This window comes from Streptococcus oralis, from assembly GCF_003943395.1.
Classification (GTDB): domain Bacteria; phylum Bacillota; class Bacilli; order Lactobacillales; family Streptococcaceae; genus Streptococcus; species Streptococcus oralis_BF.
The window spans coordinates 22,657-44,944 of sequence record NZ_RJPJ01000004.1 but is presented as its reverse complement, the minus strand read 5'-3'; the positions used below and the strand labels follow the sequence as shown (position 1 = coordinate 44,944).

The window sequence follows — 22,288 nt, the reverse complement described above, 5'->3', positions numbered from 1 at the left end:
GGAGGTACATCATGAAGAAAAAAGGTATCTGGCAAGAAATTCTGGATAGAGGAATATGGGTGTTAATTTTTTTAATAGGACTGGTGTTATCCCAACTTCCTTTTATTTTATCTGCCCTTTTATCCACTAGACAACTCCCGCTTCTCCAGTCGGGACTCTTAGTGGCTTTGCTGTCGATTGCTATTCTAACTGTTTTTATCTTTAGTGCGCGAAAAACAGAGATTGCGAGCTTCAATCTTTCTTTTTTCAAGGCAAAAGATCTAGCCCGCTTGGTTTTGAGTTATTTGGTTATTTTCACAAGTAATTTATTCGGATCTGCCTTGCTTCGTCTGATGAATGAATCTACGACCAGCAACCAATCAACTATTAATAATCTGGTTCAGAATAGCTCGCTGATTTCCAGTTTTTTCTTACTGGTTCTGATTGCTCCCATTTGTGAGGAAATATTGTGTCGTGGAATTATCCCTAAAAAGATCTTCCGTGGGAAGGAGAAGTTGGGTTATCTTGTAGGTGCAGTCGTCTTTGCCTTGCTCCACACACCGACCAATCTGCCTTCTCTCCTTATCTATGGAGGAATGTCGACAGTTTTAACTTGGACAGCCTACAGAACAGAACGTTTAGAGATGTCAATCTTGCTTCATATGATTGTCAATGGTATCGCCTTTTGTTTACTGGCTTTACTGGTTTTGATTAGTCGAAATGTAGGCTTGCCTTTCTAAACCATTTCCTTACTTGGAAAAGATAAATGCTAGCGTATCCATCTTTTTCTTTTTATGGTAAAATAGAGAAATAATGTGGTGAAAAACCTTGAGGAGTGACCGTATGTCCAATAAAGCTAGTCAGGCAAAAACAGCCATTTGCGGAATTATCAATGTAACCCCAGATTCCTTTTCGGATGGTGGGCAGTTTTTTGCTGTTGACCAGGCGCTTCAGCAAGCCCGTAAATTGATAGCTGAAGGAGCTAGCATGCTAGATATCGGTGGAGAATCGACTCGCCCTGGAAGTAGCTATGTTGAGATAGAAGAGGAAATCCAGCGTGTTGTTCCAGTTATCGAAGCTATCCGTAAGGAAAGTGATGTCCTCATCTCCATCGATACTTGGAAGAGTCAGGTGGCAGAAGCTGCTTTGGCTGCTGGTGCCAATCTGGTCAATGATATCACTGGTCTCATGGGAGATGAGAAAATGGCGGATGTGGTTGCTAAGGCTGGTGCGCAAGTAGTCATCATGTTTAATCCAGTCATGACTCGACCTCAGCACCCTAGTTCGCTCATATTTCCTCGTTTTGGATTTGGGGATCCTTTTACAAATGAAGACTTGGCGTACTTTGAACAACTACCAGTAGAAGATTTGATGACCGCGTTCTTTGACCGCGCTCTAGCAAGAGCAGAAGAAGCTGGGATAGCAAAAGAAAATATCCTGCTAGATCCAGGGATTGGCTTTGGTCTGACTAAGAAGGAAAATCTGCTCCTTCTACGTGATCTGGATAAACTGCATCAGAAAGGCTATCCAATCTTTCTTGGAGTTTCGCGCAAGCGGTTTGTTATCAATATCCTTGAGGAGAATGACTTTGAAGTTAATCCTGAGACGGAAGTCGGTTTTCGCAATCGGGACACCGCTTCGGCTCATGTGACCAGTATCGCTGCGAGACAGGGTGTCGAAGTGGTGCGCGTGCACGATGTAGCCAGTCATAAGATGGCAGTTGAAATTGCGTCAGCCATTCGTTTGGCAGATGATGCGGAAAATCTAGATTTAAAACAATATAAGTAAGATGAACGAAATTCAAAACAATCAGTGGATTGCCCACTATCGGATCGACCAACCGCATTTTGGTTTGGAACGAATGGTGGAACTCCTAGCTCTGCGAGGCAATCCCCATCTCAAACTTAAGGTCATCCATATCGGAGGGACCAATGGCAAGGGTTCGACCATTGCTTTTTTGAAAAATATGCTGGAAAAGTTAGGGCTGAGAGTTGGGGTGTTCAGCTCGCCCTATCTCATTCATTACACAGATCAGATTAGTATCAATGGGAGATCCATTCCCGAGGCGAGGCTAGAAGCCCTCATGGCAGACTATCAGTCTTTGCTTGAGGGGGAGAGGAGCGCTGCTTTACAAGAAACGACTGAGTTTGAGATTATCACAGCCCTGGCTTATGATTACTTTGCCTCAGAACAAGTAGATGTGGCTATCATGGAAGTCGGCATGGGTGGACTCTTGGATAGTACCAATGTCTGCCAGCCGATTCTGACAGGGATTACAACCATTGGACTGGACCATGTAGCCCTACTTGGTGATACCTTAGGGGCCATAGCAGAGCAGAAGGCTGGTATTGTCAAACAAGGTATTCCCTTGGTGACAGGTCATATTGTTCCAGAAGCCTTGGCTGTTATCGATCGTATTGCAGAAGCTAAAAATGCACCGAGACTTGCCTATGGAAAAGATTATCAGACTCGTCATCAAGAAAGCGTGGTAGCGGGTGAAATCTTTGATTATACCAGTTCTGTCAGACAAGGTCGCTTCCAGACAGGTCTGCTGGGCTTGCATCAGATCGAGAATGCGGGGATGGCGCTTGCTCTCCTAGACACTTATTGTCAGGAGGTTGGACGAGAATTAGCTAGCAATGACTTGGTTGCTCAAGTCATGGAGGAAACCGGATGGCCAGGGCGTTTGGAGGTCCTGTCTAGTGAACCTTTGATGATTTTAGATGGGGCTCACAATCCGCATGCCATCAAGGCCTTGTTGAAAACTTTGCAAGAACGCTTTGCTGACTATCATAAAGAAATTCTCTTTACTTGTATCAAAACCAAGGCCTTGGAGGATATGTTGGATTTGCTAGAGTCAGTGCCAAATAGTCAACTGACTCTGACTTGTTTTGACGATAGTCGGGCGACAGATGAGAACGTGCTGAAAGAGACAGCTAAGTCTAGAAATCTCAATTACCAAAGTTGGCAGGAGTTTTTAGATCAGAAATTGACAGATAAAAAAGAAGAGAAACAAACAGTTAGGATTGTCACAGGTTCCTTGTATTTCTTGAGCCAAGTGAGAGCCTACCTGATGGAGAGGAAGAACGAGAATGGATATACAAAAGATCGAAACGGCTGTAAAAATGATTATTGAGGCCGTAGGTGAGGATGCTAACCGCGAGGGCTTGCAGGAAACACCTGCTCGTGTAGCCCGTATGTATCAAGAGATTTTTTCAGGTCTTGGTCAAACAGCGGAGGAACACCTGTCAAAATCCTTTGAGATTATTGATGATAACATGGTGGTAGAAAAGGATATCTTTTTCCACACTATGTGTGAACACCACTTCTTGCCCTTTTATGGTAGAGCGCACATTGCCTATATTCCAGATGGTCGTGTGGCAGGCTTGTCCAAGTTAGCCCGTACGGTTGAAGTCTACTCTAAAAAACCACAGATTCAAGAACGTTTGAATATTGAAGTGGCTGATGCCTTGATGGACTATCTAGGGGCTAAGGGAGCCTTTGTTGTTATTGAAGCAGAGCATATGTGTATGAGCATGCGTGGTGTCAGAAAACCAGGCACGGCAACCTTGACGACAGTAGCTCGTGGTCTATTTGAAACAGATAAGGACCTCCGAGACCAGGCTTATCGTTTAATGGGACTATAAAAAGAATCCGCTATAAGTGGATTTTTCTAGAAAGGACTAGTTATGGATCAGCTAAAGATTAAAGATTTGGAAATTTTTGCTTATCATGGTCTTTTTCCAAGTGAGAAAGAATTGGGGCAGAAGTTTGTTATTTCCGCAAGCTTATCCTATGATATGACCAAGGCAGCGACAGACTTGGATTTGGCGGCTTCTATCCATTACGGCGAACTTTGTCAGCAGTGGACAACTTGGTTTCAGGAAACCACTGAGGACTTGATTGAAACGGTAGCCTACAAACTAGTAGAGCGTACCTTTGAGACTTATCCTCTTGTCCAAGAAATTAAGTTGGAACTCAAAAAACCTTGGGCGCCAGTTCATTTGCCGCTAGATACCTGCTCGGTGACCATTCACCGTCGTAAGCAACGAGCTTTTATCGCCCTAGGAAGCAATATGGGGGATAAGCAAGCAAACTTGGAACAAGCTATCGACAAACTGCGAGTTCGTGGTATCCATATTCTCAAAGAGTCCAGTGTCTTGACGACGGAGCCTTGGGGCGGTGTAGAACAAGCTAGTTTTGCTAATCAGGTGATTGAAGTAGAAACATGGCTTCCAGCACCAGTCTTGTTAGAAACTTTGTTAGCCATTGAGTCAGAAATGGGACGGGTTCGAGAGGTGCATTGGGGGCCTCGTTTGATTGATTTGGACCTACTCTTTGTAGAAGACCAAGTCATTTATACAGACGACCTCATCTTGCCTCATCCTTATATAGCAGAACGCCTCTTTGTTCTTGAGCCATTAGTGGAAATAGCTCCCCATTTTATTCATCCAGTACTCAAACAGCCGATACGCTACTTGTATCAAGAATTGAACAAATAGAAAAAACTCTAGTTCCTCAGCAGTTTGCGCCGAGAAGCTAGAGTTTTTAAAATAGGTCATTTTCTTCAGGAAGGAGGATGGTTTCTTTCCCGTCCATGTCTAAAACAAGGACCCGAGGAGGGTAAAGAGGATCGAAGGGATGATTAAAATCAAAGTCGATACTAGTCGGCAGGTGCTGACTAGAGAAATGGAAGGTAATGGTCCCCTCGTTGTTTAGTAGTTGAAATTCTAGTTCCTCTTCTAATTCAAAGACGTTTTTCAAAAAATGATCGATAATATACCACAAAGAGTCGATAACATCGTCAGGCAAGCTGGTCACAACGCCAAAACTGGCCGAACGTCTCTGAGTATTTGTAAAAGCCATAAACATTCCCTCCCTCCTTTTATTTTTCCTTATCATACAGCAAAACATCCCAAAAATCAAGAAATCGTACTCACTTTTTCAAAATGGGAATAGGTTGTGAAATTTTTTCAAAGTTTCTCTAAAAAATACTTGAAAGTGTTTACAATAAGTGATAAAATGGATTAAGCAGATGTATGAAAGCGAAATTTTCAATATAGAAAGGAAACAGAATGAACACAGATGATACAGTAACGATTTATGATGTTGCCCGTGAAGCTGGGGTTTCCATGGCAACTGTTAGCCGTGTAGTGAATGGCAATAAGAACGTCAAAGAGAATACTCGTAAAAAAGTTCTAGAGGTGATTGATCGTCTTGACTACCGTCCAAATGCGGTAGCGCGTGGATTGGCCAGCAAGAAAACCACGACAGTTGGTGTTGTGATTCCAAATATCACTAATGGCTATTTTTCAACCCTAGCCAAGGGGATTGATGATATTGCAGAGATGTATAAGTACAATATCGTCCTAGCCAACAGTGATGAAGACGATGAAAAAGAAGTTTCAGTAGTTAATACTCTCTTTTCAAAACAAGTTGATGGTATTATCTTTATGGGCTATCACTTGACTGAAAAGATTCGTTCAGAATTTTCTCGTTCTCGGACACCAGTTGTCCTTGCAGGAACGGTGGATATCGAACACCAGTTGCCAAGTGTTAATATTGACTACAAACAAGCAACGATTGATGCAGTAACTCATTTGCTTCAGGAAAATGAAAAGATTGCCTTTGTCAGTGGGCCACTTGTCGATGATATCAATGGTAAAATTCGATTGATTGGTTACAAGGAAGCTTTGAAAAAGGCAGGAATCCCTTATAGCGAGGGCTTGGTATTTGAGTCTAAATACAGCTATAATGATGGCTATGCCTTGGCAGAGCGCTTGGTTTCTTCACAGGCTACAGCCGCGGTTGTGACAGGTGATGAATTGGCTGCGGGTGTGTTAAATGGCTTGGCAGATCACGGTATTTCTGTACCAGAAGAGTTTGAAATCATCACGACAGATGATTCTCAAATTGCACGATTCACTCGTCCAAACTTGACGACAATTGCTCAACCTCTATACGACCTTGGTGCTATCAGTATGCGTATGTTGACCAAGATTATGCATAAAGAAGAGTTGGAAGAACGTGAAGTTCTCCTGCCTCACGGTTTGACAGAACGTCGTTCGACACGAAAACGTAAATAGAAAAAATCAGGGAATCGAGAAGATTTCCTGATTTTGTGTTCTAGAGAAGAGGATTAGCCTTCCATATAGTCTTTTAAAGCCTGTCCTTTTAGTTCAGCATTAAGGGCAATTAATAATTTGAGGCGAGCTTTTTGAGCGTTGAGTTCTTTGACAAAGAAAACACCAGCTTGTTGCAACTGCACCCCTCCACCTTGGTAGGCATAAACAGGTTCTGCAATTCCGTTAAAGCAACGTGAGACCAAAGCGACTGGTATTCCTTTCTGGAGGAGAGTTTCTAATTTTTGAGCTGTTTCTTTGGGAATATTACCTGCTCCAAAAGCCTGAATGACTAAGCCATCCAGTTGTTCCAAGTCTAACATATCGATCAGCTCGTCTGTCATACCTGCATAGGCTGAGATGATGGGAATCAGACCCTGTATGCGCTCAAGGTCAAAACGGACACGAGGTTCAGCCGTTTTGAAGTAGAGGATTTCTTGCTTCATGATGAGGCCAAGTGGTCCATGTGTTGGGGTTTGAAAGGTGCTGACGTTGGTCGTATGGGTTTTGGTAACATACTTGGCCGCGTGGATCTCATCATTCATGACGACCAGCACACCCTTGTCGGCTGCTTTGTCATCGCTGGCAACTCGTAAAGCACTCAGATAGTTATAAACTCCATCGCTACCGAGTTCATTTGAACTACGCATAGCTCCTGTTAGAACGATGGGCATGTGTGGGATTTCCATGGTATCAAGGAAGTAAGCTGTTTCTTCTAAGGTATCCGTACCATGTGTGATGACAACACCATCGTAGTTATCAGCTTCCTCTTTGATTTTATGATAGAGTGCAAGCATATGCTTGGGTTTGATATGGGGGCTCGGTAGGTTAAAAAAGTCTAGGGCATGAACCTCAATCCCTTCAAGTGGATTGGAAACATGGTTCATGGGATTGTCCCGGCTGGTCACAACTGCGCCAGAGTCGTCTGCTTGCATGGAAATGGTCCCACCTGTATGTAAAACAAGGATTTTCTTAGGCATGATTTACTCACTCTTTCTGAAATGTGGTATAATCATTGTAACACAAAAGGGGAGAATGGGATAGGATGGAAGTCAAAGCTGTTTTTTTTGATATCGATGGAACGCTAGTCAACGATCGTAAGAGTGTTTTGAAATCCACTAAGGACGCAATTCGGATCGTGAAAGAACAAGGGGTGCTTGTTGGAGTGGCGACAGGACGGGGGCCTTTCTTTGTCAAGGAATTGATGGAAGACTTGGACTTGGATTTTGCAATAACTTATAACGGACAATATATCTTTAATAAAGAAAAAGTCTTATTTGCTAGCCCGATTGCTAAGTCAAGCCTGCGTCAATTGATTGCCTATGCTAAAAAAGAGCGAAAAGAAATCGCTCTTGGAACCGAGCATGCCGTTGTTGGTTCGAAAATCATGTCATTTGGTCTCGGCTCCTTTTCCCAACTGGTTAGTCGTTTTATTCCGACTGTGCTGACAAGAACTGTTAGTCGCTCTTTTAATCGGATGGTTAGCAAGGCAGTTCCTCAAAAGGAAGATGACCTACTTAACTTGATTAATCAACCCATTTATCAAGTTTTGATGCTGATGACGCCAGAAGAATCTGAGAAGGCAACAGCTGATTTTGAAGATTTGAAATTAACTCGAAGCAATCCTTTTGCAGCAGATATCATAAACCAAGGAAATTCCAAACTAGAAGGCATTCGTCGAGTTGGGAAAGAGTATGGCTTTGATCTCAACCAAGTCATGGCCTTCGGAGATTCAGACAATGACCTGGAAATGTTGGCGGGTGTTGGTATGTCGGTCGCTATGGGAAATGGCAGCAGCAGTGTCAAAGAAGTTGCCAAGCATATTACGGCAAGTAATCAACAAGATGGTATCCACAAGGCGCTCGAGCACTTTGGTGTTTTGGCTTCAGAAAAAGTGTTTGTCAGTCGAGATTACCATTTTAATAAGGTTAAGACCTTCCATCACATGATGGATGAAAGGACGCAGGAAGAGCCGCAAGCATGGGATGTTGAAGGGGCAACCCATCGTGCAGACTTTAAAATTGAAGAATTAGTAGAGTTTGTCCGCGCGGCAAGTTCTTCGGAGGAAGAATTCCAGCAGGCACTTAACAGCATGCATGCGGCACTTGACAAGGCGGCCGAAAAGGTGAGACAAAAAACGTCTGCCCAAAAAGATCTAATCGGGCAGGTTGATGCCTTAATCGATACACTGTATTTTACTTACGGCAGTTTTGCCTTGATGGGAGTGGATCCAGAACGCATCTTTGATATTGTGCATGAGGCAAACATGGGGAAGGTTTTTCCTGATGGAAAAGCCCATTTTGATCCAGTTACACATAAAATCTTAAAACCGGATGACTGGGCCGAAAAATATGCTCCAGAACCTGCTATCAGAAAGGAACTGCAGCGACAGCTCAAGGCTTATGAGCGACATAAAGAGAGAAATAAGTAAGAAAAAAGGGAGCCTAGCAGGCTCCTTTTGTGTTCCTATAATGTTTTTTCTTGTTCTCTCACGACCAGCAAATCAACTTTTGCATGGCGGAGGATGTATTCAGATGAAGAGCCAACCAAGAGGCGTTCAAAGGCATTAAGCCCTGTTGCACCAACGAGAATCAAATCAACATTTTCTGCGTCTGGAATAGTACGAGCAAGGAGAGTTTTTGGATTTCCCATTTCGATGACGGTATGAGTATCGGTCACACCCGCATCTTTTGCACGTTTTTCGTACTCTTTCATCAAACTTTCAGCATCTACTTGAAGTTCTTCGTAAACTTCAGCATCAAAGGTAGACACGCTTTGAAGAGCGCGTGTGTCAATAACATGGGCAATGGTGAGCTTGGAATCATTGCGTAGAGCAGTGTAAACACCTTTGACGAAAGCCAAGTCTGCCTCTTTAGAACCATCAATTGCGACCATAACATTTTGGTAACGTTGTGCCATAATGAAACCTCCTGAAATTTTCTTACTGTTATTGTAACCCTTTTCACTAAAGAAGTAAAGTAAAAATCATATTTTAGATAAATATTATCGGAGATTCGATTTGGTGGAGATATGTTAAAATAAAAGAAAATGGGATAGTAGGAGACACAGCGAGGGGATGAGAAAGTATGAAAGAGTCTGTTCAAGCTTCTAAAAAAATAAGTCTTCTTTATCATGGAATCATCCTTGCGTCACTTGTAGGAGAAGTAGTGATGCTTTGGCAGCTGGAAAGAGTCGTGCCTGTTCTCTATCCAGGTTTTGTTGGTTTTCTTCTCTTTCACTTAGTCTACCACATCATTTTATTTGTGATTGCAAAGAGAAGTGGTCGTTTGGACTATTTGGTCACGTGGGGGCTCTTTCTCATGTTTAATCTTTTGTATGATTCCTTTTTAGCATTGGTCTTTCTAGGTTTGTCTTTTGGTATGTGAGAAAAGGGTGCTGCATTCTAGTTATTTAGACGGTGAGAACCTAGTCGTTGTGAATTTTTTTCTTTGCTTGCTCATTTCAGGAAACTTGTCGCATTCCCTTTCTAGTGGTATAATGTTACTATCTCGGTGAATTGAGGAAACAAGATGAAAGAATATAACAAGTCTAGTAAGTTAGAGCATGTTGCCTATGATATCCGTGGCCCTGTTTTGGAAGAAGCTATGCGGATGCGAGCAAACGGAGAAAAGATTTTACGTTTGAATACAGGAAATCCAGCAGAATTTGGCTTTACAGCGCCAGACGAGGTCATTCATGACTTGATTATGAATGCGCGTGATAGTGAGGGATATTCTGACTCCAAAGGGATTTTCTCAGCCCGTAAGGCCATCATGCAGTATTGCCAGCTGAAGAAATTCCCCAATGTGGACATTGATGATATCTACCTTGGAAATGGTGTCAGTGAGCTGATTGTTATGTCCATGCAGGGGCTTTTAGACAATGGAGATGAGGTCTTGGTTCCTATGCCAGATTATCCTCTCTGGACAGCTGCGGTCAGCCTAGCTGGGGGAAATGCGGTTCACTATATCTGTGATGAAGCTGCAGAGTGGTACCCAGATATTGACGATATCAAGTCAAAAATTACTTCCAATACCAAGGCAATCGTCCTTATCAATCCAAACAACCCAACTGGAGCCCTTTATCCTAAGGAACTCTTGCTGGAGATTATTGAGATTGCTCGTCAGAACGATTTGATCATCTTTGCGGATGAGATTTATGACCGTATGGTGATGGATGGGCATGTACACACGCCTGTGGCAAGCTTGGCACCAGATGTCTTCTGTGTCAGCATGAATGGTCTGTCAAAATCGCATCGTATCGCTGGTTTCCGTGTGGGTTGGATGGTCTTGTCTGGTCCTAAGACTCATGTCAAGGGCTATATCGAAGGTCTCAATATGCTGTCCAATATGCGCCTTTGCTCTAATGTTTTGGCCCAGCAAGTCGTACAAACATCACTAGGTGGGCACCAGTCAGTGGATGAATTACTCCTTCCTGGTGGTCGCATCTATGAGCAAAGAAACTTTATCTATAATGCCATTCAAGATATTCCCGGTTTGTCTGCGGTCAAGCCAAAGGCAGGTCTTTATATCTTCCCTAAAATTGACCGCAATATGTACCGCATCGATGATGATGAACAGTTCGTTCTTGATTTCTTGAAGCAGGAAAAGATTCTCTTGGTTCATGGTCGTGGTTTTAACTGGAAGGAACCAGACCATTTCCGTATCGTTTACCTTCCTCGTGTGGACGAATTAGCGCAAATCCAAGAAAAGATGACTCGTTTCTTGAAACAGTATCGTAGATAAGGGCTTTCATAGGAAAAGCTAGAAAACATTTGCTTGGAGCTATTGACAAAAGTGGCAGAATCAGATAGAATAGTAAAGTATGTTTAGTAACTGATCACTTTATAGCCGGCTAAACGAATACAAAATCTATGAGGAGGTATTCATCGTGAAACGTACTTATCAACCAAGTAAACTTCGTCGTGCGCGCAAACACGGATTCCGTAACCGTATGTCAACTAAAAACGGTCGTCGCGTATTGGCAGCTCGTCGTCGTAAAGGACGCAAAGTTTTGGCTGCATAATCCAAACGAATTCAACAAAGAAGTCAGTAGGAACTCGAGTCTACTGGCTTTTCTTTTTCCTATAATATCAGTCTGTAAATGCTTTATATTTTTTCTGAAATAGTGTATAATGTTTCATATACTATAAAAATGGAGAACAGTTATGAAGAAATCAAAAGCCCTCCTACTAGGGGCTGGAATTTTGAGCGCAAGCTTTTTGATGGTGGCTTGTAGTTCGGCACAATCAAATACAGATAAAACTTACTCTTATGTATTTGCTAGCAATCCAGATACATTAGACTATATCACTTCGACACGTGGCTCGACTTCTAGCATTACGACAAACTTGATCGATGGTTTGTTTGAAAATGATAAGTACGGAAACCTCGTCCCTTCTATGGCAGAGTCATGGACAGTATCAAAAGATGGTTTGACCTATACCTACAAAATCCGCCAAGGAGCTAAGTGGTATACCTCTGAGGGAGAAGAATATGCTGAAGTGACAGCTCATGACTTTGTGACGGGTCTCAAGTATGCAGCTGATAAAAAGGCTGAAAACTTGTACTTGGTCCAAGACTCAATCAAAGGTTTGGCAGACTATGTTGAGGGGAAAACATCTGACTTTGAGATGGTTGGAGTCAAGGCAGTGGACGACTATACTCTCCAATACACCTTGAACAAGCCGGAATCTTATTGGAATTCAAAGACAACAGGAGGAATTTTGAGTCCTGTCAATGAAACCTTTTTGAAATCTAAGGGAGATGACTTTGGAAGTGTAACGCCTTCTAGCATCCTGTCAAATGGGCCATACTTGTTCAAGTCTTTCACATCAAAATCTTTAATTGAGTTTGAAAAGAACCCTAATTACTGGGATAAGGACAATGTGAAGATTGAGAAAGTAAAACTTTCCTTCTATGATGGTTCAGACCAAGATAGTTTGGCTCGAGGATTCTTAGAAGGCAACTACACAGATGGACGTATTTTCCCGACAAGCTCTGTCTTTGACCAGTTGAAAAAAGGGAATGAAGATAAGATTACCTATACTCCTCAAAATGCTGTGACTTTCTACTATCTCTTCAATGTCAACCGTCAAAGTTACAATCAAACCATGAAACAGACGGATAAAGAAAAGACGGATTCGCGTCTAGCTATGCAAAATAAGGACTTCCGTCAGGCGATTAACTTTGCCTTTGACCGTCACGCCTACGCTGCCCAGACAAATGGAGAAGATGGAGCTGACCGTATCATTCGAAACACAGTCACACCAAGTAACTTTGTTCAAATCGGTGGGAAAAACTTTGGAGATGCTGTCAATGAAAAGATAGTCAACTATGGTTCAGAGTGGGCTAATGTCAATCTAAACGACGCTCAGCCTGCTTTCTTGAATGCTGACAAAGCCAAGGCAGAATTTGCCAAAGCCAAAGAAAGTTTGCAAGCAGAAGGTGTGACTTTCCCAATCCATCTAGACATGCCAGTGGACCAGACTGCTAAGTTGGACGTACAGCAAGCCAGTTCTTTCAAACAGACAGTTGAAGAGACACTTGGATCAGAGAATATTGTTATCGATGTGATTCAACTTTCTCCAGACGAGAAAGACAATGCAACCTTCTTTGCTGACACAGCTGAACAAAAGGACTATGACATCGACATCTCAGGCTGGAGCGGAGATTACTCTGATCCTAAGACCTATCTTGACCTCTTGGATCCAGACTCTGGTTCTCAGTTAAAAAATCTTGGCTTGACTCCAGGAAAAGACAATGATGTCAAGGAAAAAATCGGTCTCTCCACCTACAAGAAGTTGTTGGATGAGGCAGATAAAGAAGTTGAAAACACTCAGGTTCGCTATGAGAAATTTGCCGAAGTTCAAGCTTGGCTAACAGACAGTGCTCTCTTTCTGCCAGTTCAAAGTGGAGGAGCTAATCCAATCTTTCGTAAGACTGTACCGTTCACAGGAGCCTTCTCATTTGTTGGACACAAAGGGGATGCGGACAACTACAAATATGTTGAGCTGCAAAAAGATCCCGTGACTGCGAAACAGTATCAAGAACTTTATGAAAAATGGCAAAAAGAAAAAACTGAGTCCAATAAAAAAGCTCAAGAAGATTTAGCTAACCACATTCAATAATATTCCTAGTCATGCTTTTTAGTTAAGCATAGTGGCTGGATTCAGAAAAAGGCCCCACCAGACGCTTTTTGGTTCTGGTAGGGCCTTTTCTTTATTCTTTTAAGTGATAGGAGTAGCTAGCGACAACGACGTCCTGGTGCCAACGAAGGGCGTATTTGAGTTTGAGGCTCATTTGATTGTGCAGGATATTTTGCCAAGGTTTATTAGGGATAAACTGAGGTACAAGGACAGTGACTGTATAGTTCTTTTTCTGGGCTTCCTCAGATATCCGTTTGACATACTTAACGCTAGGGGTAATGATGTCACGGTAGCTGGTGTTGATATTCTTCAGAGTGATACTTGGGAAGTAATCGGCAAATTCCTGAAGAATTTCTTGGTCTTTTTCGGCAGTTTCTTTAGTAGAAATGTGCATGGCCAACACTTCATCACCGATACTTTGAGCGTAGTTAATAGCCCCGACACTTACTCGAGTGACATTTCCTACTAGGACAAGGACAAGATTGCCGTCGTAAGTGCGTTTTTCAATTCCTTCGTAGAGTCGAAGTTGTTTTGCCACTTTTTTGTAATGGCTGTGAATGGACAAAAAGAGGAAGGTTAAGACTAGGATAATTGGGAAGAATGGCCAGATATCACTGAGACGGAAAAAGAGCAGGATTAGCACGATAGCGTAGCAAATGATTGCCCCAAGGATATTAGCAAAGGCAGATTTTAAGAAGTTTGCTCCTTTTTCCTTTTTCCAATGGCGAATCATCCCAGTCTGTGAAAGGGCAAAGGGAACGAAGACCCCGATAGTATAAAGAGGAATCAAGCGTTCAGTATTCCCATTAAAAATGAGAAGAAGGATCATAGCTCCAAAAGCCAGAGTTAAGATACCGTTGGAGTAGCCAAGGCGGTCTCCTTTTTCCATAAAGAGATGGGGCATATATTTGTTTTTAGCCATATTGTAAGCTAGCATAGGGAAGGCTGAAAAGCCAGTATTTGCAGCTACAGCTAGAATCAAGGCTGTTGAGAACTGGAAGAGATAGTAGCTAGCATGACCAAAGAATGAATTCCCAAGAATGCCCTTTGCCATTTGCGAGAGGATGGTTTCTCCATTTTGAGGTGTGATGCCCATCCAGTAGTTTAGGAAGGTAATGCCAGCAAAAAGAAATCCTAAAATGAGCGACATGATGGTCAAGGTTTGAGCAGCATTCTTTTCTTTCGGAGTTTTGAAAAATGGTACCGCATTTGAAATAGCCTCAACTCCTGTCAGAGAGGCAGAGCCACTGGTAAAGGCTCTTAGTAGGAGAACGATGGAAAGGCTCGGAACAGTTTGTCCAATGGTTGAAGTCGCCTGATAGTTTAGGGAACCTGTAAACAGTTGAAAGAACCCATAAAGCAAGAGAAAGACGGTACTGAAGATAAAGAGATAGACAGGAATCATCAGTGAACTGGCAGATTCTTTCAACCCCCGTAAGTTCAAGAGCATGAGCAGGCAAACTAGAAAAATGGAGATGTGGAGGTTGTAAGGGTGGAGGGCAGGGAGGGCTGCTGTTATAGCGTCGGCTCCAGATGATACCGATACCGCCACAGTCAGCATGTAGTCAACCAGCAGACTACCTCCCGCAATCAAGCCTAGTTCAGGGGAGAGATTTTCCCGAGTGACCATATAAGCCCCTCCACCTTGAGGATAGGCGTGGATGATTTGACGATAGGAAATGGTCAAACTAGCGAGCAGTAAGAGGACAAAAATACCGATAGGGAGGCTCCACCAAATAGCGAGAGGAGAGAGACTGACTAAAACGAGAATGACTTGTTCAGGTCCATAGGCAATAGAAGACAGGGCATCACTGGATAACATTGCAAGTGCCTGCATTTTTCCAAGTAATCCCCCTTCGCCGTCTGTGAGAGACTTGAGTGGTCGACCGATAAAGGTATATTTTAATTTTCTAAACATTTTCTTTTCCTTTGCTGAAAATTTCAATAAGTGTTATTATACTGCTTTGAAAAAAGGCAGTCAAGAGAGAATGATTGGTATTAGAATATTTTTACAAGCCGAGGGATGCTATTTTTGGTATAATAGATGGAAGAAAATGAGGTTAGAAGAGATGATTTTTGATACGCACACACATTTAAATGTAGAAGAATTTGCAGGACGTGAGGCAGAAGAAATCGCCTTGGCTGCTGAGATGGGTGTAACACAGATGAATATTGTTGGTTTTGACAAGCCGACCATTGAACGTGCCCTAGAGTTGGCAGATGAGTATGAGCAACTCTACGCAACTATTGGCTGGCATCCGACTGAAGCAGGGACATACACAGACGAGGTCGAAGCTTACTTGCTTGAAAAGCTAAAACATCCCAAGGTTATTGCTTTAGGTGAGATTGGTCTGGACTACCATTGGATGACAGCACCTAAGGAAGTGCAGGAGNAGGTTTTCCGTCGTCAGATTCAGCTGTCTAAGGATTTGAATTTGCCTTTTGTGGTTCATACTCGTGATGCGTTAGAAGATACTTATGAGATTATCAAGAGCGAGGGAGTTGGTCCTCGTGGTGGCATCATGCATTCATTTTCAGGTTCTCTTGAGTGGGCTGAAAAGTTTGTTGAGCTTGGCATGACCATTTCCTTCTCAGGAGTGGTGACCTTTAAGAAAGCAACGGATATCCAAGAAGCTGCTAGAGAACTTCCTTTGGACAAGATTTTGGTAGAGACGGATGCGCCCTACCTAGCTCCTGTTCCTAAACGTGGCCGTGAAAACAAAACAGCCTACACACGCTATGTGGTGGACTTTATCGCCGATTTGCGTGGGATGACGACTGAGGAGTTAGCCGCAGTAACGACTGCAAATGCAGAGCGTATTTTTGGATTGGACAGCAAGTAATGAAAGAAAAAATTTCCCAAGTTATCGTGGTTGAAGGTCGCGATGATACGGCCAATCTCAAACGTTACTTTGATGTAGAGACCTATGAAACACAAGGTTCCGCAATAAATGACCAGGATATAGAACGCATTCAGCGCCTGCATGAATTGCATGGAGTCATTGTCTTTACAGATCCAGATTTTAATGGGGAGCGGATTCGTCGCATGATTATGACGGCCATTCCAACAGTGCAGCATGCCTTTCTCAAGCGAGATGAGGCTGTTCCCAAATCTAAGTCCAAGGGACGTTCTCTGGGAATCGAACACGCCAGCTATGAAGATCTAAAAGCAGCGCTGGCTCAGGTGACAGAGCAATTTGAAAACAAGAACGAGTTTGACATCAGTCGTGGTGACTTGATTCGCCTAGGTTTCTTGGTGGGAGCAGACAGTCGTAGGCGCCGAGAGTATCTAGGTGAACAGCTCCGCATCGGCTATTCCAATGGAAAACAGCTACTCAAGCGGTTGGAGTTATTTGGGATAACCTTGGCAGAGGTAGAAGAAGTGATGACTAAGTATTCAGACTAACGGAGTCAGAAATGAAAAAAGTGATTATTACGGGTGGCAATAGTGGTATTGGCTACGAGTCTGCTAAACAGTTGGCTGAAAAGGGCTGGTCGGTAACTCTCTTTTGTAGACGGAAAGAAGCTGCTGAGCAAGCCTGTGAGAAAATCCGTCAACAAACAGGAAATCCACATGTAGATTATATATTGGTTGATCTATCTGATGTGAAGAGTGTCAGGAAAGCAGTAGAACAGTATATCCAAAAAGAAGACGCTCTAGACGTTCTGATTAACAATGCGGCTGATTTTGATTTGTCAGTCAAAAAGCCGATTCTTAGCAAAGACGGATTGGAAAAACAATTTGCGACCAACGTGGTTGCTCCCTTTTTACTTTCTACCTTGTTAAAGGGCTTGTTGGAAAAGTCAGAAAGTGGTCGGATTATTAATATTTCTTCCCAAGGGCTGATGCTTTATCCCTTCATGAAGCTTGATTTTGAAAATTTAGCTGGTCAAAAACATTATAGTCCTGCCAAGACCTATTATCAGAATAAACTAGCCTTGTTGATGCTGACGCTTTATATGCGGAAACATTGGAAAGGTATCAAGGTTCAGGCAATCCGTGTGACCAATGTCAAAGTTGATATGCGGCGCTATGATCACCTCAGCGCTTCTATGAAAAAATTGTATAAAATCAAGTCAAGATTTTCAATTAGCCCGGAAGAAATGGCCAAAGTCTATACAGCCTTATCTACAGAAGATGGATATGACGGGTTTTTGTATGACGAGAAATGCAAGGAAGTAAAAGCAAATGCACCTGCTTACGAAGAAGAGGAGCAAGCAAAACTCTATTCTTTGCTTGAGCACCTGACTTTCTCAAGAGACAATCCATAAAGGATGAGAAAAATAAATTTCATGGACTACTTCAATAGTGGAAAGAAATTCAGATATTTAACTCTGTTTGGAGTGACCTTGGCAGAAGTGGAAGAGGCTATGAAAAGTTATGAGAATTGAGAAACTAGCCCAAAATGTAAAGGTAATATGATACAATAGAGATAATTATATGTTTCAATGTTCAAGGGCTAAAAAGCATGTTTGATTGTCGATTTTAGACAAGTAGATTTGTAAACGGGTCTCTAGCTGTTTTGGTAATCGAATGGTCATAACAAGGAGAAAAAATGGGAATCTTTGATTTTTTTAAAAAGTCTGAAGTTGCAGAAGCAACTAACGAAACAAAAGAGACTAAAGGCGATGCCTGCCTAGGTGTTTTAGGCTTCTTTCCGATAAAGGAAAGGGATGAATTGCTGATTATTGGGAGCTTAGAAGGACGTGTGAAGGTTGGTGATTGTCTACAATTTTGCAACTCCGACCAAGGGATGGATGCTCTTGGTTCTGTAGTCGTGAAAAAATTGAGTAGTCAAAATAAAGATGTAGATGCTCTGACTGATGAACCGATGGCTCATCTAGTGGTTGATATAAATTCTTCCTTGACTCAGCTCAAGAAGGGGAGTGTTCTCTACAGCTGGGGTGTAGATGAAAAACAACGATTATCTAGCTATACAGATGCCCTTTATAACACGTTTGTAATTATCCAAAAAGGTCAATTGAGCGATGAAGACTATCAAGCTGCCAGTCTGGATGATAGTGTAGAGATATTGCGCCTCTTTTTATGGGAATGTCGTCAAAACCAGGAAACTGAAAGTGAAGAAAGCTATCAAACTAACACTCGCAAGTTGGAACGTCTAGCGGAAATCGTTAAGGATAAGTTGTTAGAAGCCGATTTGATTTATGCGGTCTACTCAGAGAAAACGGGGGAACCTTATCTCTTTTCGACTACTTATGATAGAGGAGAGGAAGGTTATCTGTGTACAGACCCCATGGTGATGCTTTTTACCCCACGTTGGTATCATCAATTTAAGGAAACGATTGATAGTCGACCAAACTCAGTTGTGAAGTTGGTTGAAAATACAGCAGATAAAAAGGGAATTGAGAATTTTCTCGGCACAACTTTTTATCTAAACGGTGCTTTGGGAGCAATCTTTAATACTAAGGAAGTTAGCATTAGTTGTTCTGTTTTGGTCCCAAAACCTGATTTCTCTGATTTGCCTGAGATAGAGACTCCTGTCATGAATCCTGATCTTGTAAGATGGATGTTGTTGATGGGGCAACTGGATAAACCGACTACAGAAGACGAACAATTGATTTATGGGCTCTACTACAAATTCTTCTCAGCAGCCATGCCAAAAGCCAAATTCCTAGTTCCTTTAGATGCAACTTCAGGATTTCCAGATGATAGTCAGGAAGGAAACTCCTTTGTTTTGGAAAAAGATGCGAGTTTCAATATTCCAATCAAGGAAGGAAAAGACGGCCGAAACTCTGTCCCAGTATTTACCGATTGGAAACGCCTACGAATGGTCTTTGATGAAAAATGGAATGGTATGATTGAAGAGGCGGGCAGTATGATTGAAGTCTTTGACTACGCCATTAACCCGACGGAGTATTATGAGGCAGGGGCCTATGTCAGTGACAACTCCTTTAAAGAAATGCAAAAGTTCAGTGAGGAACTAGAAGGAAGAGATAAAGACTAGAGTGCTCTTCATATTAGAAAAGAGAATAAATGAGAATTGCAGATTATAGCGTGACCAAGGCAGTGCTGGAGCGTCACGGTTTTACCTTTAAAAAGTCCTTCGGGCAAAATTTTCTGACGGATACCAATATCCTTCAAAAAATCGTGGATACGGCTGAAATTGATGATCAGGTTAATGTCATCGAAATCGGGCCAGGGATTGGTGCCTTGACAGAATTTTTGGCTGAGCGTGCAGCTCAAGTTATGGCATTTGAGATTGACCATCGCTTGGTACCGATTTTAGCCGATACCCTGCGTGATTTTGATAATGTAACAGTGGTCAACGAGGACATTCTCAAGGTCGATTTGACGCAGCATATCCAGAATTTCAAAAATCCTAATCTGCCAATTAAGGTAGTGGCTAACTTGCCATACTATATCACGACGCCTATTCTCATGCACTTGATTGAAAGTGGCATTCCATTTAGTGAGTTTGTCGTCATGATGCAAAAAGAAGTGGCGGATCGTATCTCAGCCCAACCTAACACCAAGGCTTATGGTAGCTTGTCGATTGCTGTGCAGTATTATATGACAGCAAAGGTTGCCTTCATCGTGCCTCGTACGGTCTTTGTGCCAGCCCCAAACGTGGACTCAGCCATTTTAAAAATGGTGCGCCGTCCAGAGCCTGCTGTAGCAGTGAAAGATGAGAACTTCTTCTTTAAGGTTTCCAAGGCTAGCTTCACTCATCGTCGCAAGACCTTGTGGAATAACTTGACAGGCTATTTTGGAAAGACTGAGGAAGTCAAGGATAAGCTGACCAAGGCTTTGGATCAGGCAGGCTTGTCACCATCTGTGCGTGGGGAAGCACTTAGCTTGGAAGAGTTTGCCAGTCTAGCTGATGCGCTTAAAGGACAAGGACTCTAAGATGCAGGGACAAATTATTAAAGCCTTGGCAGGATTCTACTATGTAGAGAGTGGTGGTCAAGTTTACCAGACACGCGCGCGTGGAAATTTCCGTAAAAAAGGCCATACGCCCTATGTTGGGGATTGGGTAGACTTTTCTGCCGAGGAAAATTCCGAAGGTTATATTCTCAAGATTCACGAACGAAAAAATAGTCTCGTCCGTCCGCCTATTGTCAATATTGATCAAGCTGTGGTAATCATGTCCGTCAAGGAACCGGACTTCAACAGTAATTTGCTGGATCGTTTCTTGGTTCTTTTGGAGCACAAGGGCATCCATCCTATCGTCTATATTTCTAAAATGGACTTGCTGGAAGATAGAGGAGAACTCGATTTTTACCAGCAGACCTATGGTGCCATTGGTTACGACTTTGTGACTAGTAAAGAAGAACTTTTGCCCTTGTTGACAGGAAAAGTGACGGTCTTTATGGGGCAGACAGGTGTTGGAAAATCAACCCTCCTCAATAAAATCGCACCAGACCTCAATCTTGAAACAGGAGAAATCTCAGACAGTCTGGGTCGCGGTCGTCATACCACTCGAGCTGTTAGTTTTTACAACCTCAATGGTGGTAAAATCGCGGACACACCAGGATTTTCATCGCTGGATTATGAAGTGTCAACGGCTGAAGACCTCAATCAGGCCTTTCCAGAGATTGCCAGTGTCAGTCGAGACTGTAAATTCCGTACTTGTACCCATACCCATGAACCGTCTTGTGCGGTCAAACCAGCTGTTGAAGAGGGTACCATTGCAACCTTCCGTTTTGACAACTACCTGCAATTCCTCAGTGAAATTGAAAATCGCAGAGAAACCTATAAAAAAGTCAGCAAAAAAATTCCAAAATAAGGAGAAGCCTATGTCTCAATACAAGATTGCTCCGTCAATTCTGGCAGCAGATTATGCCAACTTTGAACGTGAAATCAAACGCCTAGAAGCAACTGGTGCAGAATATGCCCATATCGATATTATGGATGGTCACTTTGTACCACAAATCAGCTTTGGTGCAGGGGTGGTTGAAGCTCTTCGACCACATAGCAAGATGGTCTTTGACTGCCACTTGATGGTAGAAAGTCCTGAGCATCATCTAGAAGACTTTGCGCGTGCAGGTGCAGACATCATCAGTATTCATGTGGAAGCAACGCCTCATATTCATGGCGCCCTCCAAAAAATTCGTTCGCTCGGTGTCAAACCTTCGGTTGTCATCAATCCAGGTACGCCTGTCGAGGCTATCAAGAACGTCCTTCACCTAGTTGACCAAGTCTTGGTGATGACGGTTAACCCTGGATTTGGTGGGCAAGCCTTTCTACCTGAAACCATGGATAAGATTCGTCAGTTGGTTGCCCTTCGTCAGGAAAAAGGCTTGAACTTTGAAATTGAAGTCGATGGCGGCATTGATGACCAGACCATTGCTCAAGCCAAAGAAGCTGGAGCGACCGTTTTTGTAGCAGGATCCTATGTCTTTAAGGGAGATGTCAATGAACGAGTGCAAACTCTCAGAAAACAACTGGACTAGGGTTGCCGTTTTTGCAGGCGGAGACCGCGGTCACTATCGGACAAATTTTGATTACTTTGTCGGTGTGGATCGAGGCTCGCTCTGGGTCTTGGAAGAAGATCTGCCTCTCGCTCTAGCAGTTGGGGATTTTGATTCGGTAACCGCAGACGAACGTCAGTTGATTCAAAAACGTGCCCAGCATTTTGTCCAAGCCCAGCCAGAAAAAGATGATACCGATCTGGAACTAGCTCTCTTAACCATCTTTGAACAAAATTCTCAGGCTCAGGTGACTATTTTTGGGGCTTTGGGTGGTCGTATTGACCATATGCTGGCTAATGTCTTTCTGCCTAGCAATCCCAAGTTGGCACCCTATATGCGCCAGATAGCGATTGAGGATGGGCAAAATTTGATTGCCTATTGTCCAGAAGGGACCAGTCAGCTTCAACCACGTTCGGACTACGACTATCTAGCCTTTATGCCGGTTCGGGATAGCCAGTTGACCATTCTTGGTGCCAAGTATGAGTTGACAGAGGAGAATTTTTTCTTTAAAAAAGTGTACGCTTCTAACGAATATATAGATAGGGAAGTTTCGGTAACTTGCCCAGATGGCTATGTCGTCGTGCTGCATAGCAGGGACAGGAGGTAG

Annotated in this window: 23 protein-coding genes; 19 read left to right on the top strand and 4 right to left on the bottom strand. The window is 42.9% G+C overall.

The genetic code is table 11. The features are described 5' to 3' along the window. The first annotated feature begins 11 nt into the window (after positions 1 to 11). The 5 genes from D8802_RS04100 (at position 12) to folK (ending at position 4,481) form a co-directional block, all read left to right on the top strand. Positions 12 to 719, top strand: a complete 708-nt coding sequence (locus D8802_RS04100; protein ID WP_125394891.1) for a CPBP family intramembrane glutamic endopeptidase — start codon at positions 12 to 14, stop codon at positions 717 to 719. Positions 720 to 822: 103 nt separating this feature from the next. After that, positions 823 to 1,767 (top strand): dihydropteroate synthase, encoded by a 945-nt coding sequence (gene folP, locus D8802_RS04095; protein ID WP_125394890.1) that lies wholly within the window; start codon positions 823 to 825, stop codon positions 1,765 to 1,767. Position 1,768: 1 nt separating this feature from the next. Continuing rightward, positions 1,769 to 3,115 carry a bifunctional folylpolyglutamate synthase/dihydrofolate synthase gene (locus tag D8802_RS04090; RefSeq protein ID WP_125394889.1) on the top strand — a complete coding sequence of 449 codons (1,347 nt, stop codon included), beginning with the start codon at positions 1,769 to 1,771 and terminating at the stop codon, positions 3,113 to 3,115. Next, positions 3,072 to 3,626, top strand: a complete 555-nt coding sequence (folE, locus tag D8802_RS04085; protein ID WP_125394888.1) for a GTP cyclohydrolase I FolE — start codon at positions 3,072 to 3,074, stop codon at positions 3,624 to 3,626. The genes D8802_RS04090 and folE overlap by 44 nt, the downstream gene beginning before the upstream one ends. 42 nt (positions 3,627 to 3,668) lie before the next feature. Then, positions 3,669 to 4,481: a 2-amino-4-hydroxy-6-hydroxymethyldihydropteridine diphosphokinase gene (folK, locus tag D8802_RS04080; RefSeq protein ID WP_125394887.1), complete on the top strand. Its 813-nt coding sequence runs from the start codon at positions 3,669 to 3,671 to the stop codon at positions 4,479 to 4,481. Positions 4,482 to 4,527: 46 nt separating this feature from the next. Here the strand turns inward: folK and D8802_RS04075 are convergent, their stop codons facing one another. Continuing rightward, entirely contained in the window at positions 4,528 to 4,845 is a 318-nt protein-coding gene (locus D8802_RS04075) for a DUF960 domain-containing protein (RefSeq protein ID WP_125394886.1), read from the bottom strand. Between the two features lie 209 nt (positions 4,846 to 5,054). On the opposite strand from D8802_RS04075, the gene ccpA reads away from it, so the two are divergent. Then, positions 5,055 to 6,065, top strand: coding sequence for a catabolite control protein A (gene ccpA / locus D8802_RS04070; protein ID WP_038804599.1), 1,011 nt, complete (start codon positions 5,055 to 5,057; stop codon positions 6,063 to 6,065). Positions 6,066 to 6,118: 53 nt separating this feature from the next. Here the strand turns inward: ccpA and D8802_RS04065 are convergent, their stop codons facing one another. Continuing rightward, on the bottom strand, positions 6,119 to 7,081 hold the full coding sequence (locus tag D8802_RS04065; protein ID WP_125394885.1) for an asparaginase: 963 nt from the start codon (positions 7,079 to 7,081) through the stop codon (positions 6,119 to 6,121). A gap of 65 nt (positions 7,082 to 7,146) precedes the next feature. Between D8802_RS04065 and D8802_RS04060 the strand changes: the two genes are divergently transcribed. Further along, positions 7,147 to 8,532: a Cof-type HAD-IIB family hydrolase gene (locus D8802_RS04060; RefSeq protein ID WP_125394884.1), complete on the top strand. Its 1,386-nt coding sequence runs from the start codon at positions 7,147 to 7,149 to the stop codon at positions 8,530 to 8,532. Positions 8,533 to 8,567: 35 nt separating this feature from the next. Here the strand turns inward: D8802_RS04060 and D8802_RS04055 are convergent, their stop codons facing one another. Next, positions 8,568 to 9,020: a universal stress protein gene (locus D8802_RS04055; RefSeq protein ID WP_125394883.1), complete on the bottom strand. Its 453-nt coding sequence runs from the start codon at positions 9,018 to 9,020 to the stop codon at positions 8,568 to 8,570. 167 nt (positions 9,021 to 9,187) lie between these two features. Here D8802_RS04055 and D8802_RS04050 point away from each other — a divergent pair, with 167 nt between their 5' ends. The 4 genes from D8802_RS04050 (at position 9,188) to D8802_RS04035 (ending at position 13,230) form a co-directional block, all read left to right on the top strand. Next, positions 9,188 to 9,487, top strand: coding sequence for a hypothetical protein (locus D8802_RS04050; RefSeq protein ID WP_038804595.1), 300 nt, complete (start codon positions 9,188 to 9,190; stop codon positions 9,485 to 9,487). A 144-nt stretch (positions 9,488 to 9,631) separates the two neighbouring features. Further along, positions 9,632 to 10,846, top strand: coding sequence for a pyridoxal phosphate-dependent aminotransferase (locus tag D8802_RS04045; RefSeq protein WP_125394882.1), 1,215 nt, complete (start codon positions 9,632 to 9,634; stop codon positions 10,844 to 10,846). Positions 10,847 to 10,991: 145 nt separating this feature from the next. Next, entirely contained in the window at positions 10,992 to 11,126 is a 135-nt protein-coding gene (gene rpmH / locus D8802_RS04040) for a 50S ribosomal protein L34 (protein ID WP_000831905.1), read from the top strand. 142 nt (positions 11,127 to 11,268) lie between these two features. Further along, a complete protein-coding gene (locus D8802_RS04035) occupies positions 11,269 to 13,230 on the top strand; it encodes a peptide ABC transporter substrate-binding protein (protein WP_125394881.1) in 1,962 nt (653 codons plus the stop codon). Between the two features lie 91 nt (positions 13,231 to 13,321). On the opposite strand, the gene D8802_RS04030 is transcribed toward D8802_RS04035, so the two are convergent. Continuing rightward, positions 13,322 to 15,166: an APC family permease gene (locus tag D8802_RS04030; RefSeq protein WP_125394880.1), complete on the bottom strand. Its 1,845-nt coding sequence runs from the start codon at positions 15,164 to 15,166 to the stop codon at positions 13,322 to 13,324. Positions 15,167 to 15,317: 151 nt separating this feature from the next. Here D8802_RS04030 and D8802_RS04025 point away from each other — a divergent pair, with 151 nt between their 5' ends. The 8 genes from D8802_RS04025 (at position 15,318) to D8802_RS03990 (ending at position 22,288) form a co-directional block, all read left to right on the top strand. After that, on the top strand, positions 15,318 to 16,091 hold the full coding sequence (locus D8802_RS04025; protein ID WP_125394999.1) for a TatD family hydrolase: 774 nt from the start codon (positions 15,318 to 15,320) through the stop codon (positions 16,089 to 16,091). Next, positions 16,091 to 16,654: a ribonuclease M5 gene (gene rnmV / locus D8802_RS04020; protein WP_125394879.1), complete on the top strand. Its 564-nt coding sequence runs from the start codon at positions 16,091 to 16,093 to the stop codon at positions 16,652 to 16,654. Before D8802_RS04025 ends, rnmV begins: the two co-directional genes overlap by 1 nt. An 11-nt stretch (positions 16,655 to 16,665) precedes the next feature. Next, positions 16,666 to 17,520 carry an SDR family NAD(P)-dependent oxidoreductase gene (locus D8802_RS04015; protein ID WP_125394878.1) on the top strand — a complete coding sequence of 285 codons (855 nt, stop codon included), beginning with the start codon at positions 16,666 to 16,668 and terminating at the stop codon, positions 17,518 to 17,520. Positions 17,521 to 17,804: 284 nt separating this feature from the next. Further along, positions 17,805 to 19,214, top strand: a complete 1,410-nt coding sequence (locus D8802_RS04010; RefSeq protein WP_125394877.1) for an SseB family protein — start codon at positions 17,805 to 17,807, stop codon at positions 19,212 to 19,214. A gap of 29 nt (positions 19,215 to 19,243) precedes the next feature. Beyond that, positions 19,244 to 20,116 carry a 16S rRNA (adenine(1518)-N(6)/adenine(1519)-N(6))-dimethyltransferase RsmA gene (gene rsmA / locus D8802_RS04005; protein WP_125394876.1) on the top strand — a complete coding sequence of 291 codons (873 nt, stop codon included), beginning with the start codon at positions 19,244 to 19,246 and terminating at the stop codon, positions 20,114 to 20,116. 1 nt (position 20,117) lies between these two features. Continuing rightward, entirely contained in the window at positions 20,118 to 20,996 is an 879-nt protein-coding gene (gene rsgA, locus D8802_RS04000) for a ribosome small subunit-dependent GTPase A (RefSeq protein ID WP_125394875.1), read from the top strand. 10 nt (positions 20,997 to 21,006) lie between these two features. Continuing rightward, on the top strand, positions 21,007 to 21,663 hold the full coding sequence (gene rpe / locus D8802_RS03995) for a ribulose-phosphate 3-epimerase (protein ID WP_125394874.1): 657 nt from the start codon (positions 21,007 to 21,009) through the stop codon (positions 21,661 to 21,663). Continuing rightward, positions 21,626 to 22,288 (top strand): thiamine diphosphokinase, encoded by a 663-nt coding sequence (locus tag D8802_RS03990; RefSeq protein WP_125394873.1) that lies wholly within the window; start codon positions 21,626 to 21,628, stop codon positions 22,286 to 22,288. Before rpe ends, D8802_RS03990 begins: the two co-directional genes overlap by 38 nt.

Excerpts from the sequence above, each read along its gene's own strand:
- rpe (WP_125394874.1), top strand. The coding sequence starts at position 21,007 with ATGTCTCAATACAAGATTGCTCCGTCAATTCTGGCAGCAGATTATGCC.
- D8802_RS04035 (WP_125394881.1), top strand. The coding sequence starts at position 11,269 with ATGAAGAAATCAAAAGCCCTCCTACTAGGGGCTGGAATTTTGAGCGCA.
- D8802_RS04100 (WP_125394891.1), top strand. The coding sequence starts at position 12 with ATGAAGAAAAAAGGTATCTGGCAAGAAATTCTGGATAGAGGAATATGG.
- folP (WP_125394890.1), top strand. The coding sequence starts at position 823 with ATGTCCAATAAAGCTAGTCAGGCAAAAACAGCCATTTGCGGAATTATC.
- D8802_RS03990 (WP_125394873.1), top strand. The coding sequence starts at position 21,626 with ATGAACGAGTGCAAACTCTCAGAAAACAACTGGACTAGGGTTGCCGTT.
- folE (WP_125394888.1), top strand. The coding sequence starts at position 3,072 with ATGGATATACAAAAGATCGAAACGGCTGTAAAAATGATTATTGAGGCC.
- D8802_RS04060 (WP_125394884.1), top strand. The coding sequence starts at position 7,147 with ATGGAAGTCAAAGCTGTTTTTTTTGATATCGATGGAACGCTAGTCAAC.
- ccpA (WP_038804599.1), top strand. The coding sequence starts at position 5,055 with ATGAACACAGATGATACAGTAACGATTTATGATGTTGCCCGTGAAGCT.
- D8802_RS04065 (WP_125394885.1), bottom strand. The coding sequence starts at position 7,081 with ATGCCTAAGAAAATCCTTGTTTTACATACAGGTGGGACCATTTCCATG.
- D8802_RS04030 (WP_125394880.1), bottom strand. The coding sequence starts at position 15,166 with ATGTTTAGAAAATTAAAATATACCTTTATCGGTCGACCACTCAAGTCT.
- D8802_RS04055 (WP_125394883.1), bottom strand. The coding sequence starts at position 9,020 with ATGGCACAACGTTACCAAAATGTTATGGTCGCAATTGATGGTTCTAAA.
- D8802_RS04010 (WP_125394877.1), top strand. The coding sequence starts at position 17,805 with ATGGGAATCTTTGATTTTTTTAAAAAGTCTGAAGTTGCAGAAGCAACT.
- folK (WP_125394887.1), top strand. The coding sequence starts at position 3,669 with ATGGATCAGCTAAAGATTAAAGATTTGGAAATTTTTGCTTATCATGGT.
- D8802_RS04090 (WP_125394889.1), top strand. The coding sequence starts at position 1,769 with ATGAACGAAATTCAAAACAATCAGTGGATTGCCCACTATCGGATCGAC.
- D8802_RS04075 (WP_125394886.1), bottom strand. The coding sequence starts at position 4,845 with ATGGCTTTTACAAATACTCAGAGACGTTCGGCCAGTTTTGGCGTTGTG.
- rsgA (WP_125394875.1), top strand. The coding sequence starts at position 20,118 with ATGCAGGGACAAATTATTAAAGCCTTGGCAGGATTCTACTATGTAGAG.
- D8802_RS04015 (WP_125394878.1), top strand. The coding sequence starts at position 16,666 with ATGAAAAAAGTGATTATTACGGGTGGCAATAGTGGTATTGGCTACGAG.
- D8802_RS04050 (WP_038804595.1), top strand. The coding sequence starts at position 9,188 with ATGAAAGAGTCTGTTCAAGCTTCTAAAAAAATAAGTCTTCTTTATCAT.
- D8802_RS04045 (WP_125394882.1), top strand. The coding sequence starts at position 9,632 with ATGAAAGAATATAACAAGTCTAGTAAGTTAGAGCATGTTGCCTATGAT.
- rsmA (WP_125394876.1), top strand. The coding sequence starts at position 19,244 with ATGAGAATTGCAGATTATAGCGTGACCAAGGCAGTGCTGGAGCGTCAC.
- rnmV (WP_125394879.1), top strand. The coding sequence starts at position 16,091 with ATGAAAGAAAAAATTTCCCAAGTTATCGTGGTTGAAGGTCGCGATGAT.